Genomic DNA, 17,512 nt, shown 5'->3' on the forward strand with positions numbered 1-17,512 from the left:
ACAATAATTAGACGAATGAGAGTTGGAGGCAATGAGTGTGATCGTATTAGCGGGCACGATTGGTGCAGGGAAATCAAGTTTAACAGAGATGATTGCGAATCATTTAGGCAGTGAGGCCTTTTATGAATCCGTGGACAACAATGAAGTTTTGCCATTGTTTTACGCAGATCCTAATAAATATGCGTTTTTGCTACAAATTTATTTTTTGAACAAGCGGTTTGACAGTATCAAGCAGGCTTTGCGCAATGAGGACAATGTCTTGGACCGTTCGATTTACGAAGATTCCTTGTTGTTTCATCTAAATGCGGACTTAGGCCGGGCCACTGAAACCGAGGTTAAAGTCTATGATGAACTCTTAGAAAATATGTTGGAAGAACTACCTTACGCCGCTCACAAAAAACACCCAGACTTATTGGTGCACATCAAAGTTTCCTTTGAAACTATGTTGTCTCGCATCGAAAAACGGGGCCGTCCTTATGAACAATTGGACTACGATCCGACTTTGTATGACTACTACAAAGAGCTAAATGGCCGCTACGATGCCTGGTTTGACGCCTACGAAGAAAGCCCTAAGATTCAAATCAATGGGGACTTGCTGAACTTTGTGGAAGATGAAAAAGCCGCTGAAGAAGTTCTGAAATTGATTGATGATAAATTAGCCGAAATTCGCCAAGAAAGTCCGGTGGCGTAATTGGATTAAAAGACCCCCTCCGCCTGTTTTAGGTGGAGGGGGTCTTTGTGTTATTGTTCAGGATAAATAATTTCGAGTTCGATTTCTTCATCAAGTGGTTTGAAAAGTGATTCATAGTATTCTTTTGCAGAATTATTGAGTTGTTCTTGATATTGTTCAAGGTACCGCTCTTGTTGTTTTGTTGATAATTTCTGCGTGACAAGTTTTCCAGTATCGACATCTTTAGTGGAATAACTTAGCAATTCCCCGCTAGTATCATAAAGGGTATAGGGATGTTCTTCATCTAGCTCCACCCCGATAACCTCGTATTTAGGAATTTCAATACGAAGCTTTTTTGGGGAGATTTCTTTTATAGATACAGGTTGCTTGATGCCTAATTTAGCATCATAAGTTAAGATAATAATTGATTTTTTTTTTGAGAGAGGCACATCAGCTTTAATCCAAGGAATCTGGGTTTTTTCAGTTTTTGTTTCCACACTTTCAATGCCCACATTTAAAAATACGTGTTCATTAACTTCTTTTAGATATTTTACCATTGAAACAGATTGCGAATCTGCTTGAGATGTGGTGAATGGTTGGATTAAACTCACCACAATTATGACAATTCCAATAAACAAGACAGTCCATACAGGAACTTTCCACTTAAAGAACTTGCTACTAACTTTCTTAAATACAACCATCAATGCCCCTTCTTTCTCCACAATATTCCAACACCTATAAGTCCAATTACAATAATAGGGTTTAAAAAGGCTAAACCTATCAATACTATTAATCCTAAAATTAGGCCAACTTTTTTCACTGTGTCCTCCTTTATTCTTTCTTAATGTTTAAGCTAATTATATAGCTTTTTAGCCTGAATAATTCATACTTTGACTTCAAACCGTCTGAAACTGCCTAACGGCAGTCTTCATTTTCTTTTTCATTTTCACCTGTTAAGTGATGCAAAAAGAACCCCATTCTGATATGGTAAAGGTGTCGAAACCAACCATAAGAAAGGAGTTCTTCTCATGACTAGCTTACACAAAAACCAGGTAAAATTCAATTCAAATTTGACTATTTCACATACAGGTGGTCGCTTATCGAGTGATTCGGGTTTGGTCTTAGTTCAAGAGGTGATGAATACCTTCGACTTTTCACACGTAGCTAAACAGTGGCTCCATATTAAAGACAAACGTGTTTACTTCACACATGATAACTTAGCGATATTAGAACAACTCATTATGCAGTTAATTGCTGGGTACTCGGCAGACTCATCAGCTAATCTATTAAGACAGGATCCAGTCTTTCAAGCTGTACTCGGTAAAAAAGAGTTGGCCTCACAATCGTCAATCTCACGGTTTTTAGATCGTTTCACCGAGGAGAACATGGATCAACTCCAAGCATTAAATCAGTCGCTGATTGATAAAGCGCGTTTGATTCGCAATGACACCGAGTTAATCATTGATGTCGATTCCACACATTCGGATACCTTTGGACGCCAAGAACAAACAGATTATAATGCCCATTATCAAACCTACGGCTATCACCCATTAGTTGCATTTGACGGATTGACCGGAGATTTCCTAAAAGCTGAACTGCGTTCAGGCAATCAGTACACGTCTAAAGGGGTAAAAGCCTTTATCGACCCGCTGTTACACCACTACAAGAGCACGTTACCTCATACCGAGATATTGGTTCGGGGTGACAGCGGCTTCGCCACACCAGAGGTGTATGAATCTTGTGAAGCAACTGAAAGCCAGTACGTTATCCGATTAAAGAGCAATCGGAGGTTAAGTCAGTTAGCTGAACACTCTGTTCTTTATGGGGATAATAAAAAATGGGAAGACCGAGAAATACAGTATTTTTCACTCCCTTATCAAGCACAATCCTGGTCAAAACCCCGTCGCGTTTGTATTCGATCAATCCGTGAAGCAGGAGAGCTTCTTTTTCACCACGCATTCATTGTGACGAATCTATCCGATAATGTCTCGCCTGAAGTCATATTCTCTCTTTACGGCAAGCGTGGAACAATGGAAAATTTCATCAAAGAAGCGAAATCAGGCTTTTATTTTGACAAAACAGATAGTCCGCGTTTCCTGGAAAATCATGTCAGAATGATGATCAGTGTCCTGGCTTACAACCTCGTCAATTTTTTAAAGACCATTGGATTTGAACAAGTGAATCGGGGGATGACGATTCATTCTATACGATTGACATTGCTTAAAGTTGCCGGAAAACTCGTTAAAACAGGTAGACAAGTCTATCTCAAACTGTCGAGTTATCATGTGTATCAAACTGAATTTTATAAGGTTTTTGAACGCCTACGGCGATCTAGGCAATGGATTTAGGCTAGTTATCGTAAAAATTTTTAACCTATTTTTCCAAGGGGTCAGTCTGCCCTTAAATAGACAAATAATTTTTATTATAGCCTTCTTCCGTATATATCCTGTTCGAAAACACATTATTTTGGGAGAATGTATCTGCCTAATTTAAATATAGGCACTTTGTTCAAAAAAATAGCTTAAATTTAGAGCTATGAATTATTCAGGTTTTAGTGTTAGTATCAAATCTTAGACATCTTTTCGTAGAGACAGAAATAAATTAAACTTATCTACGAGAGGATGGATTTTATGACCCGATATGAAGAAAATTTTAAACAGATGATTGTTGAACTAAATCAAACTGGACGTTCTGTTCGAGGGTTGGCGAAAGAATATGGCTTAGCTGAAGCGACGATTTATAAGTGGAAGAATTTATACTTACCTGATCCGTCCACAGGACTAACCGGAAAAGAAGCGGCTGATTTGAGAAAAGAAAATGCTCGTTTGAAAGAGGAACTTGAAATATTAAAAAAAGCCGCAGCCATATTCTCTCGAAAGACCTGAAGTCACTTGTCCGATTCATTGAAAAATGGTGTAAGGATTACACTGTTTCTTTGTTGTGTCGGTTATTAGAAATTCCTAGAAGCGTCTACTATTTTTATAAAAATAAATCGTTAACAGCTACAGAAGTCAGAAATAACCAATTGAAAAAGAAGATTTCAACGATCTTTTTTGATCATAAACAGAGATATGGTGCAACAAAAATCCATCAAGTGTTGCTAAAAGAAGGAATTTCAGTATCTCTTAAGCATGTTCAAAAATTGATGAAACAATTAAATCTAAGGTCAATTGTGGTTAAGAAATACAGACCTCAACGGTCTGTTCAGCCGGTTGTTTTAAAAGAGAACATCTTAAATCAGGACTTTTCTACTAAAACTATCTGTGAAAAATGGGTAGCTGATATCACCTACATTCCAACTAAGAAAAATGGTTGGTGTTACTTATCTTCAATTATGGATTTACACACGAAAAAGATTATTAGCTATACATTTTCTAAGCGAATGACTGTCGATTGTGTGTTACAAACACTCAATCAAGCGAAACAACGGTACCACATTCCAGAAGGAATGATTCTACACACCGATTTAGGTAGTCAATATACAGCAATCGAAGTGGAAAGTTGGCTTGAAAACAATAAAATAAGACATTCCTATAGTCGCAAAGGAACACCCTATGATAATGCAGGAATTGAGTCCTTCCATGCATCATTGAAAAAAGAAGAAGTATACACGACGACTTACTCAGACTTCGAAGAAGCGAATCGAGCACTATTTAGTTACATTGAAGGATTTTATAACCGGAATCGAATTCACAGCTCGATTCACTATCTAACCCCTCAGGAGTTTGAAGAGTTAGCAAAAGAAAAAATGGCGTAACCGTCTCTACTAAAATGTGTCCAAGATATTGACTCAAATCCAAGATAACGGAATAACTGGCTTCTAACGTTCTTTCTTTAAATGCTAAAACGTCTTCAGACACGAGTTTACTCATGTTGGAGATCGTTTGTGGCGTATAGTGATGCCCATACATTTTTTCAATTAATTCGGAAATTTCAGCCATCGTAATGCCTTTTTGAAATAATTGGATAACGGTCGTTTCTAACGAATCATTGGTTCTCTTATATGCTGGGAGTGTTTGTTGAGAAAATTCGCCATTCCGATCTCTAGGAATAGTTAAATTTAGCTCTCCATATTCTGTTTTAAATGTACGTGAATAATTCCCGTTACGGGAATTTCCTGAATTGAATCCATTTCGATCATATTTTTCGTAGTCTAAAAAAGCAGTTAGCTCTGCTTGTAGAAGTGAATTAATCGCTCGTTCTAAATGATCCCGAAATAATTCATCTAAATCGCCTTTATTGAGTAGTGTTTGCATAATTTCTGTAGTAAAATTAGTCATGAGAAAGTCCTCCTATAAAATTTCGGTGTCGTAACTTTAATTTTACAGAATGGACTTTCTCTTTTTCTACCCTAAATTTCTATTTACACAAAATATTTTACACTCTCTGATTTTTCTAGTCTAAGCTTATCTCTATTATAGAGTGTGTAAAATATGCGCATTAAATTAATACCGTCATTTTCCAAAAGCTAGAAATATCTTTGGGTGTAGTTTTAAGATAATATATTGCTTAAGTAGGATAGAATTGAGAAAAATCAAAGATGTCCTATTTTTTCTGACGAGTAGTTTTAAACGGAGATACTAGTCATTCGTAAAAAAGTGAAAAGAGGTGACCCATGGAATTTCAAACTCAGCGTTGTTGCGTGCGCGCTTTTGAAGAAAAAGATCTGGAGCGGTTTATGGCTTACCGCAACAATGTGGAATGGATGCAGTATCAAGGGTTTAAGGGCTTGAGTAAAGAGGCGTATGCCGAAAGCTTGCTGGGGCCAGCAAATCTGGAGAGTGGCCAGCAGTTTGCCATTGTGGATAAAGCGAGCGATTTACTAATCGGGGATGTCTATCTGCAAAAAGCAGGCAGCGAGTATTGGCTAGGTTATACGATTCATCCAGATTTTGCCCGGCAAGGTTTGGCTAAGGAAGTCACTCTCGGTGTCTTGGCGTGGCTTAAAGCCCACGGGGCCACTAAGGTGAAAGCAGGTGTTTTGCCGGAAAATCAAGCGTCCATTGGATTGTTGAAGACTTTAGGGTTCACGTATTTCGCAGAGGAAGCAGGAGAGTGGCTTTTTGTCCATAAACTTGGCTAGCGCGGTCCCTGGGGCATTTTTTTCCTCCTTCTGGTACACTGAATGTAAGTAGTTTGCGTAAAGGAGTGGGCCGAGTGGAAAAAATGCGCAGTTTTAATGAGGGCAAGAGCACCTGGGTTCAAGTGGATGAGCGGGATATGACGCGGATTGGGAATTTGCAGGAAAAGTACCACCTTTCCGATGAGATGGTCCTGTATTCTTTGGATACTCACGAGCGGGCCCGGGTGGAGTACGATAGCGAAACTGCCGCGGTGTTGGTGATTTTCAATGTCCCTCAGCGGCAAAAAGTGGAAAATCACTACGAGACCAGTCCCATGGCGTTTATTTTAAAAGAGGGCCGGCTGTTTACTTTTACCAATGGGGACACGAACTATGTCAATGAAATGATTGAAAGACTGCTTCATCATAATCCATCCCAGAGTCCGTACAGCTTGTTATTTCATACGCTGTTTTTGATCAGCAGTGCCTTTTATCCCTTGATTGAAGAGGTCAATAACGAACGCACTCGGTTGAATAAAAAGTTGCGGGAGAAGACGACGAATAAAAGCTTGATTGCCATGAGCGACTTGGATATTGGGCTGATTTATTTGCTGACGGCTACGAAGCAAAATGCCGCCCTTTTGCAACAAATGGGCATTCAGCGCATGCATCGGATGTTAAACGATACGGAAAAAGAACAGCTGGAAGACGCCTTGATCGAGGCCAATCAGGCCATGGAAATGACCCAGCTGGCATCACAAATCTTGGAACAGCTCTCAGGCACGTACAACAATCTGCTGAATAACAATCTGAACGACACCATGAAATTTTTAACGGTGTGGTCGTTGATTTTAACGGTGCCCACCATCGTTACAGGCTTCTTTGGCATGAATGTGCCCCTGCCGTTTTCCGATTCGACCTTTGGCGCGGCGATTGCCATGCTGATCAGTTTGGTGTTGGCGATATGGATGCTCGTGGCCATGTGGCGGCGGATAAAATGAAATCGGGCGTGTAGTTTTAGAAGGTAACATAAAAAAATCAGACGGTTCTTCCTTGCACACGGTGGCAAGAAAGGCGGTCTGATTTTTTTGTTTTATTATTCAATTATCAACCCCAGATTAGCCGCAATCACTAATGCCTGAGCGGGATCGACTTTAAGTCCTCGGAGCTGGTCCGGGGAGAGGCCGATTTTTTCGAAGGGATTGCTGGTGAAATCCAGGCCTTTTAAAGAAGTGTGGAGCCAGTTGGTGCCTTGCAGGTCGTTTTCTTTTAACTGCAGATTTTTCCAAGTCAAATCGTAAAACTCGGCTTCTTTCAGGCGGCAGTTGGCAAAGCGGACATTCTTAAAATCGGCGTTGGCAAAAGTACCGTAGTCGAGCATGCAGTCTTCGAAAGTGACATCCCGCAGATAGCTCTCGGCAAAATTAGTGCCGGTGAGTTTGCATTGGCGAAAGGTCACTTGATGAAGACTGGCGCCAAACAGCTCGCTATTGGACAGGTCACACTTTTCCCACAGGGTGTTGCTGGCCTCAAAGCGCTCCAAGCGATTGTGGAGCAAGGTGACTTTCTCCAAGTGACACTGGCGCAAAACCAGATTGCGACAGGTCAGGTAGCTCTGGTCGCTGTCTTGGAAGAACAAGTCTTGGTAAAAGGCCTCGTCGTCTAGAAATAAATCACCGGGTGTTAGTGCAACTAGCTGAGGGGGGATGATGCGTGGGGGCTTTTTCATGGGTTTCATAGGGTATGTTCCTTTCCAGTGAAATTCGTGCTTCCAGTGTACCACGAAGGGCTAACGTGTGCCGGGAGTTTTGTGACAAGGAAGAACTACCCATGCCATGAGAAAAAACGAGACTGTTCTTTTCTGCGTAACTAGAAGTAGCAGGGGTTTTCTTAAGGAAGAGTCAGCTAGGAGGTTTTTTCGATGATTGTGACGTTTAATCAAATCGCTTATTTCAAACCGGCTACCACCGCTCGCCGGCTGAAAGCCTATTATCATAGTGAAACCATGCGTCCGGAAGTCTTTTTGAATTACTTGCGGTTGATCAATCTCGTAGCCACACTTTGTCCTAATGTGGCTCAGTTGTCAGTGGACTTGTATCGAGAGGAAGTGCGGGAGTTGTTCTTTTTGCAGAAGGATAATCCAGCAATCATCAAGCATTTATGGCGGTTTCGGCGCTTTTTTACGGCGGCGGAATGCTGTGCTTTGCTTCAAAAAGTGGTGTTAGAGACCGGAGCAGCCGCCGGGAAAAACGAAAAAAGTGTCTTTCCGATTGTCCCAGGGGCGCAGTCTGCCCTGATTTTCGTTGATTTTTATAGGATAGATGGTGAAAAACCGAAAATTTCCGCCCATTTTCCAGCAAAAGAGCCGTTGTTTTTCGGTCAATCTTCCTAGAATATTCTGAAAATTAAGAAAAAACTGTTGACATCGAAGGGGCTTTTCGGTATTTTTGTACTAACGAGAAACCGACAACGAAGAATAGGTGATGAAAATGAGGGAAGTTACAGCGATTTTCGGCTTATTATTATTATAAAAGTGGACTCTTTTGTATCATTAAAAGAAGAGTCCTATTCGCATTGCATAAAGGAAAGTCCTTTGTGGAATGCTTTTTTTATACTTTTTTAAGGGGAAATCAGGATTCGTCGGTTTTTAAAAGGGGGAGAAATTCATGCGGAAGATCCAATTTTTTGATACGACTTTGCGGGACGGGGAGCAGACGCCGGGAGTCAATTTTAATACGAAGGAAAAGGTTCAAATTGCTTTACAACTGGAAAAATGGGGCATCGACACGATTGAGGCTGGTTTTCCCATCGCTTCACAAGGGGACTTCGAAGCGGTTCAGGCCATTAGCCGGGCAGCGCAAAAGATGACGGTGGCGGGGTTAGCCCGTTGCCAGAAAAAAGACATCGACCGGGCTTACGAGGCGTTGAAAGAGGCCAAACACCCACAGATTCACGTGTTTTTAGCTACGAGTCCCGTGCACATGGAGTACAAGCTGAAGATGACGGAAACAGAAGTCTTGGCTTCGATTAAAGAGCACGTGGCCTATGCGAAAGAACGTTTTGAAAAAGTCCAGTTTTCCCCGGAAGACGCCACCCGCACGGAAAAAGCGTTCTTGTTAAAGGCGGTGCAGACCGCCATTGATGCGGGAGCGACGATTATCAATATCCCGGACACGGTGGGCTACACCAATCCGACCGAGTACGGCGCTTTGTTTGCTTATTTGATCGGCAATATCCAAGCCCAAGAGGAGATTATTTTTTCTTCCCATTGCCATGATGATTTGGGCATGGCCACGGCTAATGCACTGGCGGCCATTGAAAATGGGGCGAACCGGGTGGAAGGCACGGTAAATGGCATCGGGGAGCGGGCTGGGAATACGGCGCTAGAAGAAGTGGTGGTGGCGCTACATATCCGCAAAGACTATTACCAAGCGACTTCCGGCATTACTTTGGCTGAAACCAAGCACACTTCGGATATCGTGGCTCGCCTGTCCGGGGTGGCGGTGCCTCGGAACAAAGCGGTGATTGGGGCTAATGCGTTTGCCCATGAGTCCGGCATTCACCAAGATGGGGTGCTGAAAAATCCCGAAACCTATGAAATCATCACGCCGCAATTAGTCGGAGTCAAAAACAATGCCCTGCCTCTAGGTAAACTCTCCGGGCGCCATGCTTTTGTCACCAAACTGGGAGAGCTGGGGTATCAGTTGTCCGAGGAAGCCTTGAAGGCGGCCTTCAAGCGCTTTAAGGATTTGGCAGATAAGAAAAAGCAGATTACCGATCAGGATTTGATTGCTTTAGTAGCCGACGAGGTGCGGGGGGAAACCGACAGCGCCCACTTAACCGGCTTGCAGTTGCAGTATGTTTCGGCCGGGCGTCAAGGAGCCATCGTCAGCGTGGAACAAGAGGGGCAAACCCATGTGGCCTCGGCCGTGGGGGCCGGCTCGATTCAAGCGATTTACAATTCCATCGACCAGATTTTTGAACAACAGCCGATTTTAGTGAACTATGAAATCAACGCGCTAACCGCCGGAGAAGACGCCCAAGCAGAAGTGCTCGTCTTTCTGGAATGTCCGCAAACGGGCAAGCGCCTTAACGGCATCGGAGTGGACTTCGACGTCTTGGAGGCCTCGGCCAAAGCCTACGTCCAAGCCAGCGCACTATTGAAAAAGGGGGCCAACTAGACAATGAAGAAAAAAATCGTGATTTTAGCCGGTGACGGCATTGGACCAGAGATTATGGCGGCGGCTTTAGCCGTTTTAGAAGCGGCAGCTCCGGAAACTTTTGAGTTTATCGAAAAACCTTTTGGGGGTGCGGGAATTGAAGCTGCGGGAGTGGGCTTACCAGAAGATACCTTAGCCGCTTGTCAGGAAGCCGATGCCATTTTACTAGGGGCGATTGGGGGGCCGGCGGGATCACCTTGGGAGCAGGCCAGCCAAACCCCGGAACAAGGCTTGTTGGCTTTACGCAAAGAGCTAAATCTCTTTGCCAATATCCGGCCGATTGCGGTGCCGGATGCGCTCTTGCCGTTATCTCCGGTAAAAGAAGCCATCGTTCAAGGAACGGATTTTGTAGTGGTACGGGAGTTGACCAGTGGGATTTACTTTGGGGAACCCCGGGAGCTAGGGGTATCGGAAGCCTATGATACTTGTCGCTACACGGTAAAAGAAATTACGCGAATCGCCAAAATCGCTTTTGATATTGCCATGACCCGGAAAAAACACGTGACCTCCGTGGACAAGGCCAATGTGCTAGCCACCAGTAAGCTGTGGCGCCAAACTGTGGAAACTGTGGCCCAAGATTATCCAGAAGTCACATTGACCCATCAGTTGGTGGACTCTTGTGCCATGCGAATCGTCCAACAGCCCACGGAATTTGACGTGATTCTCACGGAGAACTTATTTGGGGACATCTTAAGCGATGAGGCTTCAGTTTTGCCGGGGACGCTAGGGGTTTTACCCAGTGCCAGTCATTCCGATTCCGGAGTTTCCTTATACGAACCGATTCACGGCTCGGCCCCGGATATCGCCGGACAAAACATTGCCAATCCAGCGTCCATGATTTTATCCGCGGTTTTGATGTTGCGGCAAAGTTTTAATTTACCTGATTTAGCGGATCAGATTGAAAGTGCGGTCTATCATGTGATGAATGAAGGCATCGTCACCGGGGACTTAGGCGGGAAGGCAACGACCAGTGAGTTTACCCAAGCGGTAATCGCGGCACTAGGCAAATAAGTTTCGGGCACAAGGGAGGAAATAAAATGGGAAAAACACTTTTTGACAAAGTTTGGGAGCGCCATGTAATCAAAGGAGCAGAAGGGGAGGCCCAACTGCTGTACATCGATTTGATGCTGATCCACGAGGTGACGTCGCCCCAAGCCTTTGAAGGACTGCGAGAAGCTGGGCGCACCGTACGCTGTCCGGAGAAAATCTTCGGCACCATGGACCACAATGTACCCACGGTGGACATTCACAATATTACCGATCTGATTGCGAAAAAGCAGATTGATACCTTGCGGGAGAATTGTGCCGAGTTTGGGGTGGAACTTTGTGACAATGGCTCGGAAGGCCAAGGCATCGTCCACATGGTGGGACCGGAAATGGGCCTGACCCAGCCCGGGAAGACCATCGTCTGTGGGGATTCCCACACGGCGACCCATGGAGCATTTGGAGCGTTGGCTTTTGGGATTGGCACCAGTGAAGTGGAGCACGTCTTTGCCACTCAGACGATTTGGCAGAAAAAGCCCAAACGCATGGGCATCGAGATTAACGGGAAATTGCAGCCAGGGGTCTATGCCAAAGATGTGATTTTGGCTTTGATTGCCAAGTACGGCACGGATTTTGGCGTGGGCTATGGGGTGGAATTTTTCGGGGAGACGATTTCTGCCATGAGCATGGACGAGCGCATGACCATTTGCAACATGGCCATTGAAGGGGGCGCGAAGATGGGGATGATTGCCCCGGATCAAAAGACCTTCGACTATGTAGCGAACCGGCGCTTTGCTCCAAAAGACTGGCAGGCGGCGGTGAGTGATTGGCAGACCCTGTACACCGATGAAGACGCGGAATTCGACCGTTTGTTGACTCTGGATGCCGGAAGTCTGGCACCGTTTGTCACCTGGGGCACCAATCCGGAAATGGGCGTCGCCGTCCACGAAGAATTTCCAGCAATTGCCGATCACAATGACGAGCTGGCTTATCAGTATATGGATCTAGCTCCGGGGCAAAAGCCCACCGATATCCCCGTGGAGTATGTCTTTATCGGCTCTTGTACCAACGGGCGCCTGTCGGATTTAAAAGAAGCTGCCAAGATTGTCCAAGGGCAAAAGATTAAAGACTCGGTGACGGGGATTGTGGTTCCCGGCTCCCGACCGGTGAAAAAAGCCGCGGAGGCACTAGGCTTGGACGAAATCTTTAAAGCAGCAGGCTTTGAATGGCGGGAACCCGGTTGTTCCATGTGCCTGGGGATGAACCCGGACAAAGTGCCGGAATTTGTCCACTGCGCTTCCACCTCTAATCGGAACTTCGTGGGCCGCCAAGGGAAAAACTCCCGGACGCACTTGTGCTCCCCGGCTATGGCGGCTGCGGCTGCGCTTCATGGAACTTTTGTAGACGTGCGGGAACTTGTAAAGGAGGGTGCTTAGATGGAAGCATTTACGGTATATACAGGCAAGACCGTGCCTTTTATGAACGACAATGTGGATACGGATCAGATCATTCCGAAAAGCTACTTGAAACGGGTGGATAAAAAAGGCTTCGGGGAATTCTTATTCGACGATTGGCGTTATCTAGCAGATCGCACCGCCAATCCCGACTTTGTGCTAAACGAACCCCAATACAAAGAAGCGACGATTTTGATCTCTGGGGACAATTTTGGCTCTGGTTCTTCTCGGGAACACGCAGCCTGGGCCTTGATGGATTACGGCTTTAAAGCGGTCATCGCCGGCAGTTTCAGCGATATCTTCTATATGAATGCCACGAAAAATGGCCTCTTGCCGATTGCTTTGCCAAAAGACGCCCGGGATACGTTGGCGGCCTTGCCGGCAGAGGCAGTTATCGAGATTGATTTGCCCGCCCAAGCAGTGCGCGCTGGAGAGGCGGTTTGGCCTTTTGAAATCGACAGTACTTGGAAAGAAAAACTGGTCAAAGGCTTGGACGAGATCGGCATTACTTTACAAGACGCGGCCTTGATTGCGGACTATGAGGCGAAGCGGGTGCCGGCGTACTGGCGCTAACAAAAAGCGGCTGAATGAATAGGGATTCAGCCGTTTTTTTGCTATACTCATCAAAAAGAAAGCAAACCTGACAGGAGGATTTGGATGATTGAGATACGATTGTTAACGGAGCAAGATGAACAGGCTTTGGCGCTTCCTAATGAGGCCTTTTCCTTATTTGGCCGCCTACAAGTCCGCTATGACGAGATGGGCTGGCAGGCAAAAGAGGAGCGCTTTGCTCCGGAAGACGTGAGCCAGCAGATCTTCCCTGAGGAACATTATGTGATGGCAGACATACTGAAACAAGGCTTTGCAGTAGGGGCCTTTGATGGAGAAGCTTGCGTCGGCTTGGGGATTTTTACCGATGATTGGTTGAAATATATGTATCTGGCGGATTTAAAAGTCGCCGGTGCTTATCGAGGACAAGGCATTGCCGAGAAGCTGCTTCAATTTGCGTTAAAGGCCGCTCAAGAAAAAGGCTATGCCGGTCTGTGGACCATTGGCCAAGACAACAACTTAGGAGCTTGTCGTTTTTATTTGAAGACAGGCTTTGTGATTGGCGGCCTGAATACTCGTAGCTACACCCATACCCAGCAAGAAGGCAAGGCAGATGTGTATTTTTATTGGGAAGGCTAAGCCGTAACTTTAGAATGAAACTTTGAAAAAGAGCCGGATTGCCGGCTCTTTTTCCATAGCAAGTCCCAAGCCTACCTCCTAAATCAGCTACTGAAGTTTTCATGAAAAACCCTTGACATCATTTCCAAAATCCCGTATACTGTAAAAGTTGAGAAATAAAGAAGGAGCACCCGCTTCTCGCCTGAGTGAAAAATTTTGCTGGGCTGATAGGTTTCAGACTACATAGGTGTAGTGTGAGTTTGGGTGCGAGTTCGAATGTGAACTCGTTTTTTTGTTTCTCTGAATATACCTGGAGGTGAATGACCATAGCAAAGGACATGATGGTAAACGACGGCATTCGAGCACGCGAGTTACGTTTGATCGATCAAAACGGTGAACAGTTAGGTGTGAAATCCAAAGCAGAAGCCTTGTCAATCGCAGAGCGTTCCAACTTGGACGTAGTATTAGTAGCACCAAACGCAAAACCCCCGGTTGCCCGGATCATGGATTATGGGAAGTACCGCTTCGAACAACAGAAGAAGGATCGGGAAGCCCGTAAGAAACAAAAAGTGATCAGCATTAAAGAAGTTCGCTTAAGCCCAACGATTGATGTAAATGATTTTAATACGAAGCTACGGAATGCACGTAAATTCCTTGAAAAAGGGGACAAGGTGAAAGCCTCAATCCGTTTTAAAGGTCGTGCCATTACCCATAAAGAGATTGGTCAGAAAGTCTTGGATCGTCTAGCAGAAGAAACTAGTGATCTTGCGACAGTGGAACAAAAACCAAAAATGGACGGTCGTAGCATGTTTCTCGTATTGGCTCCTAAAGCCGATAATAAATAAACTGTCCCACGTACGATTTTTATTTGAGAATGCCAGCGCTGTTCAGTGATCTGTGCAGAATGCATATGCAATGAAATGTAGGAGGAATTAGTCATGCCAAAACAAAAAACACACCGCGGATTAGCAAAACGTGTAAAACGCACTGGCGGCGGAGGATTGAAACGTCACAGCGCCTTCACAAGCCACCGTTTCCACGGCAAAACCAAAAAACAACGTCGTCAATTGCGTAAAGCAAGCATGGTGTCAGCTGGCGATTACAAACGTATTCGTCAACAATTGTCACAAATGCGTTAAGACAACCTTTCAAAGCAACAATACAATTTGATTTAAATCTAGGAGGAATTCAACATGGCACGTGTTAAAGGTGGAACCGTAACTCGTCAACGTCGTAAAAAAGTGCTTAAGTTAGCGAAAGGCTACTACGGCTCAAAACATACATTATTCAAAACAGCTAAAGAACAAGTAATGAAATCTTACAGCTACGCATACCGGGATCGTCGTCAAAAGAAACGCGACTTCCGTAAATTGTGGATCGCTCGGATCAACGCAGCAGCTCGTATGAACGGCTTGAGCTACTCTAAAATGATGCACGGCTTGAAAGTCGCTGAAATCGACATCAACCGCAAAATGTTGGCTGATCTTGCTGTCAACGACGCAGCAGCTTTCACTGCTCTAGCTGACCAAGCAAAAGACGCTTTGAACAAATAAGCAAAGAAAAACCCCCGCTCCTTGTGAGTGGGGGTTTTTGTTTGCCTAAAACTCACTCAAGCTAGATTAAGTGCAGAAAAAAAGCGCGGCGGCTATGATGGAAGTAGTAAAATCAGAGGAGGTCACACGAATGTCTGAAAACGAAATGATGCCGGCCGTTGGTTTTTTTGAAGGCTTGCCCTTGGAGACTCCTGATAGTTTTCTCGATGTCAAAAAAGCAATTCCAAAGGTCAGTGGTCGCGATCTCTTGGTCAAAGTTCAATCTGTGTCCGTCAACCCTGTGGATACGAAATTGCGACAAACCACCCCTAAAAGTGACTCTTTACGGGTGTTGGGCTTTGACGCAGTGGGGGAAGTGGTGGCCCTGGGCTCTGAGGTTCGCAATTTTAGTCGAGGGGACCGGGTCTTTTATGCTGGGACGCCCACTCGCCCGGGAAGCAATCAAGCCTTTCAACTGGTGGATGAACGCATTGTGGCCAAAGCGCCCCAACGGCTCACTATAGAAGAGGCCGCATCCTTACCTTTAACCGCTTTGACGGCCTATGAATTGTTATTTGACAAGTTCAATATCCTACCTGAAAAAGATGCCGCAAAAGGAAAAAGCATTTTAGTCATCAATGGTGCTGGGGGTGTCGGCTCTATTTTGAATCAATTGGCCAACTGGGTGGGCTTAGACGTCTTTGCTACGGCCAGTCCGAAAAACTTCGACTGGTTGACTAAGATGGGCGTGAGTCATCCCCTTGATTACCATCAAGACTTACAGGTGCAATTAGCAGCAAGTGGCACAGAGGCGGTGGACTATATCGCTGTTTTGTATGATATCACCAAGTATTTTGACCGCATTAAGTCGCTGGTCAAACCTTTTGGTCATGTGGGAACCATCGTGGGCATCAATGAACCTTTAGACCTATCCCAGTGGAAAAATAAATCCGTCTCCTTTGACTGGGAGTATATGTTTGCGAAGACCGATTTTGGCTACGACCTTGAGTCGCAAGGTGCGGCGTTAGCCCAGATTGCCGCGTTAGCCGATGCCGGTAGCGTGCTGCCCACCGTCAGTCGCATCTATGACACAGGGATCAATGCAAAGAATTTGAAGTTGGCAACCAAGGATGTGGAGTCTGGTCATATGCTAGGAAAAGTCGTGGTCAGCGGGGAATTTAACGGCTGAAAGGCCGGCGTATAAAGAATCTGCTGCACAAACAAAGCCTCACTTTTCCTAAGTGGGGTTTTTGTTATTGGGCGTGGAGCCCTGTTGAGGTCGCACAGCGTCCGAAACAAAAAACTACCCGCTATGCGGGTAGAGAATCAGAGGCTATGCCACCAAAAATCCCATTCCTGTCGTACAATTGGGTTGTTCAGGCTCAATTGAAAGGAATGGGATTTTTGGCAAATAAAACAAACAGCTTAGCGCATACAAAATGGATGTGTAAGTATCATATTGTATTTACACCAAAGTATAGACGGAAACTAATTTACAATCAAGTACGGCGAGATTTAATTGAGATCTTCCAACTCTTGTGCAAGTACAAAGGAGTCGAAATTATCGAAGGACATATGATGCCAGATCATGTTCATATATTGGTAAGTATTCCACCCAAAATTAGTATCTCTTCATTTGTTGGCTATTTAAAGAGCAAAAGTGCCTTACAAATTTTTGATCGTCATGCCAACTTGAAATATAAGTATGGCAATCGAAAATTTTGGGCAGAAGGATATTATGTTAGTACCGTGGGATTAAACGAAAAAACAATCGCAAAGTATATTCGGGAACAGGAATCACACGATATCGCACTCGATAAATTGAGTGTACGAGAATATGAAGACCCATTTTCAGATGGTGGCTTCAGAAAAAAATAAACCGGTTTGACCGGTAAGTGAAAGTGCCAAGGGCATTGAGCCTGAACAAAGTGAAGGATAACGTCTTTAGGCGTAGCCATAGCAACGAGGGGTTACACCCGCAGAGCAAACCACCCGTTAGACGGGTGGTAATGATTTTGGGAGGAAATCGGCACCACATTTCCGGCGTAAATTTTGCGGCACCTTTTTCTTTTGTCGGGTATAATGGAAAAAATGAGAGGGTGACGAGATGGCGAAGATGAATGAGGAGTTTGCGTTTTTGGTGTTGTCCATTGTGGCGGAAATTCCCCCAGGACAGGTGGCAACCTATGGACAGGTTGCCGATTTGGCAGGCTATCCGAAAAATGCTCGCTTGGTCGGTCGCGTCTTGCACCAGGCGGAATATTACGGTGACTATCCATGCCACCGGGTGGTCAACAGCCAAGGGGCCTGTGCGCCCAACTGGTAACGGCAACCGGAATTATTGGCTAGAGAAGGTGTGGGCTTCAAACCCAATGGCCGGGTAGACTTGGGACAGTTTCAATGGCAAGGGGATTTTTAAGTTA

The 17,512-nt window shown here is 44.9% G+C and carries 18 protein-coding genes, 2 pseudogenes and 1 other annotated feature; of the genes and pseudogenes, 17 read left to right on the plus strand and 3 right to left on the minus strand.

All coding sequences use genetic code 11. From position 1 onward, the window contains the following. Positions 1 to 31 precede the first annotated feature (31 nt). The gene (locus tag I579_RS05985) at positions 32 to 691 is read left to right on the plus strand and encodes a deoxynucleoside kinase (protein ID WP_174270013.1); all 660 of its coding nucleotides are present in this window, start codon (positions 32 to 34) and stop codon (positions 689 to 691) included. Positions 692 to 741: 50 nt separating this feature from the next. Here the strand turns inward: I579_RS05985 and I579_RS05990 are convergent, their stop codons facing one another. Continuing rightward, a complete protein-coding gene (locus I579_RS05990) occupies positions 742 to 1,392 on the minus strand; it encodes a DUF4230 domain-containing protein (RefSeq protein ID WP_233419261.1) in 651 nt (216 codons plus the stop codon). Between the two features lie 306 nt (positions 1,393 to 1,698). Here I579_RS05990 and I579_RS05995 point away from each other — a divergent pair, with 306 nt between their 5' ends. Together I579_RS05995 and I579_RS12660 are read left to right on the plus strand one after the other, a co-directional pair. Continuing rightward, on the plus strand, positions 1,699 to 3,018 hold the full coding sequence (locus I579_RS05995; protein ID WP_010753805.1) for an IS1380 family transposase: 1,320 nt from the start codon (positions 1,699 to 1,701) through the stop codon (positions 3,016 to 3,018). A 282-nt stretch (positions 3,019 to 3,300) separates the two neighbouring features. Continuing rightward, a protein-coding gene (locus I579_RS12660; RefSeq protein ID WP_155854775.1) for an IS3 family transposase occupies positions 3,301 to 4,427 on the plus strand; the annotation gives its coding sequence in 2 pieces (ribosomal slippage) (positions 3,301 to 3,529 and positions 3,529 to 4,427; 1,128 coding nt in all). A gap of 22 nt (positions 4,428 to 4,449) precedes the next feature. On the opposite strand, the pseudogene I579_RS06005 reads toward I579_RS12660, so the two are convergent. Next, positions 4,450 to 4,950: pseudogene (locus tag I579_RS06005) on the minus strand (transposase); the annotation flags it as partial. Between the two features lie 335 nt (positions 4,951 to 5,285). On the opposite strand from I579_RS06005, the gene I579_RS06010 reads away from it, so the two are divergent. Then, the gene (locus tag I579_RS06010; RefSeq protein WP_010754498.1) at positions 5,286 to 5,753 is read left to right on the plus strand and encodes a GNAT family N-acetyltransferase; all 468 of its coding nucleotides are present in this window, start codon (positions 5,286 to 5,288) and stop codon (positions 5,751 to 5,753) included. Between the two features lie 74 nt (positions 5,754 to 5,827). After that, positions 5,828 to 6,733: a magnesium transporter CorA family protein gene (locus I579_RS06015; protein ID WP_010754497.1), complete on the plus strand. Its 906-nt coding sequence runs from the start codon at positions 5,828 to 5,830 to the stop codon at positions 6,731 to 6,733. A gap of 95 nt (positions 6,734 to 6,828) precedes the next feature. Here I579_RS06015 and I579_RS06020 read toward each other — a convergent pair whose 3' ends face one another. After that, a complete protein-coding gene (locus tag I579_RS06020; RefSeq protein ID WP_010754496.1) occupies positions 6,829 to 7,470 on the minus strand; it encodes a pentapeptide repeat-containing protein in 642 nt (213 codons plus the stop codon). Between the two features lie 183 nt (positions 7,471 to 7,653). Here I579_RS06020 and I579_RS06025 point away from each other — a divergent pair, with 183 nt between their 5' ends. The 12 genes and pseudogenes from I579_RS06025 to I579_RS06080 all read left to right on the plus strand — a co-directional run bounded on the left by I579_RS06025 (position 7,654) and on the right by I579_RS06080 (position 17,508). Continuing rightward, a complete protein-coding gene (locus I579_RS06025; RefSeq protein WP_010754495.1) occupies positions 7,654 to 8,124 on the plus strand; it encodes a hypothetical protein in 471 nt (156 codons plus the stop codon). Between the two features lie 274 nt (positions 8,125 to 8,398). Beyond that, a complete protein-coding gene (locus I579_RS06030) occupies positions 8,399 to 9,913 on the plus strand; it encodes a 2-isopropylmalate synthase (RefSeq protein WP_010754494.1) in 1,515 nt (504 codons plus the stop codon). A 3-nt stretch (positions 9,914 to 9,916) separates the two neighbouring features. Further along, positions 9,917 to 10,963, plus strand: coding sequence for a 3-isopropylmalate dehydrogenase (leuB, locus tag I579_RS06035; RefSeq protein WP_010754493.1), 1,047 nt, complete (start codon positions 9,917 to 9,919; stop codon positions 10,961 to 10,963). Between the two features lie 26 nt (positions 10,964 to 10,989). Further along, positions 10,990 to 12,372 carry a 3-isopropylmalate dehydratase large subunit gene (gene leuC, locus I579_RS06040; protein ID WP_010754492.1) on the plus strand — a complete coding sequence of 461 codons (1,383 nt, stop codon included), beginning with the start codon at positions 10,990 to 10,992 and terminating at the stop codon, positions 12,370 to 12,372. Then, on the plus strand, positions 12,373 to 12,963 hold the full coding sequence (gene leuD, locus I579_RS06045) for a 3-isopropylmalate dehydratase small subunit (protein WP_010754491.1): 591 nt from the start codon (positions 12,373 to 12,375) through the stop codon (positions 12,961 to 12,963). It abuts the gene before it with no gap. Between the two features lie 84 nt (positions 12,964 to 13,047). Further along, positions 13,048 to 13,578: a GNAT family N-acetyltransferase gene (locus I579_RS06050; RefSeq protein WP_010754490.1), complete on the plus strand. Its 531-nt coding sequence runs from the start codon at positions 13,048 to 13,050 to the stop codon at positions 13,576 to 13,578. Between the two features lie 152 nt (positions 13,579 to 13,730). After that, positions 13,731 to 13,859, plus strand: a sequence feature (ribosomal protein L20 leader region). A gap of 18 nt (positions 13,860 to 13,877) precedes the next feature. Further along, positions 13,878 to 14,402, plus strand: a complete 525-nt coding sequence (infC, locus tag I579_RS06055) for a translation initiation factor IF-3 (protein ID WP_010754489.1) — start codon at positions 13,878 to 13,880, stop codon at positions 14,400 to 14,402. A 93-nt stretch (positions 14,403 to 14,495) separates the two neighbouring features. Then, positions 14,496 to 14,696 (plus strand): 50S ribosomal protein L35, encoded by a 201-nt coding sequence (gene rpmI / locus I579_RS06060; protein WP_010754488.1) that lies wholly within the window; start codon positions 14,496 to 14,498, stop codon positions 14,694 to 14,696. A 54-nt stretch (positions 14,697 to 14,750) separates the two neighbouring features. After that, on the plus strand, positions 14,751 to 15,110 hold the full coding sequence (gene rplT, locus I579_RS06065) for a 50S ribosomal protein L20 (protein WP_010754487.1): 360 nt from the start codon (positions 14,751 to 14,753) through the stop codon (positions 15,108 to 15,110). Positions 15,111 to 15,240: 130 nt separating this feature from the next. After that, on the plus strand, positions 15,241 to 16,278 hold the full coding sequence (locus I579_RS06070; RefSeq protein ID WP_010754486.1) for a zinc-binding alcohol dehydrogenase family protein: 1,038 nt from the start codon (positions 15,241 to 15,243) through the stop codon (positions 16,276 to 16,278). A gap of 206 nt (positions 16,279 to 16,484) precedes the next feature. Next, on the plus strand, positions 16,485 to 16,967 hold the full coding sequence (gene tnpA / locus I579_RS06075) for an IS200/IS605 family transposase (RefSeq protein WP_169337950.1): 483 nt from the start codon (positions 16,485 to 16,487) through the stop codon (positions 16,965 to 16,967). Positions 16,968 to 17,196: 229 nt separating this feature from the next. Next, positions 17,197 to 17,508: pseudogene (locus I579_RS06080) on the plus strand (MGMT family protein). The last annotated feature ends 4 nt before the right edge of the window (positions 17,509 to 17,512 follow it).

Origin of the sequence: Enterococcus asini ATCC 700915 (assembly GCF_000407365.1) — a bacterium.
Lineage (GTDB): Bacteria > Bacillota > Bacilli > Lactobacillales > Enterococcaceae > Enterococcus_C > Enterococcus_C asini.

Bases quoted from the DNA above. Each gene is read 5' to 3' on its own strand.
- rplT (WP_010754487.1), top strand. From the start codon at position 14,751: ATGGCACGTGTTAAAGGTGGAACCGTAACTCGTCAACGTCGTAAAAAA.
- I579_RS06030 (WP_010754494.1), top strand. From the start codon at position 8,399: ATGCGGAAGATCCAATTTTTTGATACGACTTTGCGGGACGGGGAGCAG.
- I579_RS06050 (WP_010754490.1), top strand. From the start codon at position 13,048: ATGATTGAGATACGATTGTTAACGGAGCAAGATGAACAGGCTTTGGCG.
- leuB (WP_010754493.1), top strand. From the start codon at position 9,917: ATGAAGAAAAAAATCGTGATTTTAGCCGGTGACGGCATTGGACCAGAG.
- I579_RS06010 (WP_010754498.1), top strand. From the start codon at position 5,286: ATGGAATTTCAAACTCAGCGTTGTTGCGTGCGCGCTTTTGAAGAAAAA.
- I579_RS06020 (WP_010754496.1), bottom strand. From the start codon at position 7,470: ATGAAACCCATGAAAAAGCCCCCACGCATCATCCCCCCTCAGCTAGTT.
- I579_RS05995 (WP_010753805.1), top strand. From the start codon at position 1,699: ATGACTAGCTTACACAAAAACCAGGTAAAATTCAATTCAAATTTGACT.
- infC (WP_010754489.1), top strand. From the start codon at position 13,878: ATGACCATAGCAAAGGACATGATGGTAAACGACGGCATTCGAGCACGC.
- tnpA (WP_169337950.1), top strand. From the start codon at position 16,485: ATGGGATTTTTGGCAAATAAAACAAACAGCTTAGCGCATACAAAATGG.
- I579_RS06025 (WP_010754495.1), top strand. From the start codon at position 7,654: ATGATTGTGACGTTTAATCAAATCGCTTATTTCAAACCGGCTACCACC.
- rpmI (WP_010754488.1), top strand. From the start codon at position 14,496: ATGCCAAAACAAAAAACACACCGCGGATTAGCAAAACGTGTAAAACGC.
- leuC (WP_010754492.1), top strand. From the start codon at position 10,990: ATGGGAAAAACACTTTTTGACAAAGTTTGGGAGCGCCATGTAATCAAA.
- I579_RS06070 (WP_010754486.1), top strand. From the start codon at position 15,241: ATGTCTGAAAACGAAATGATGCCGGCCGTTGGTTTTTTTGAAGGCTTG.
- leuD (WP_010754491.1), top strand. From the start codon at position 12,373: ATGGAAGCATTTACGGTATATACAGGCAAGACCGTGCCTTTTATGAAC.
- I579_RS05985 (WP_174270013.1), top strand. From the start codon at position 32: ATGAGTGTGATCGTATTAGCGGGCACGATTGGTGCAGGGAAATCAAGT.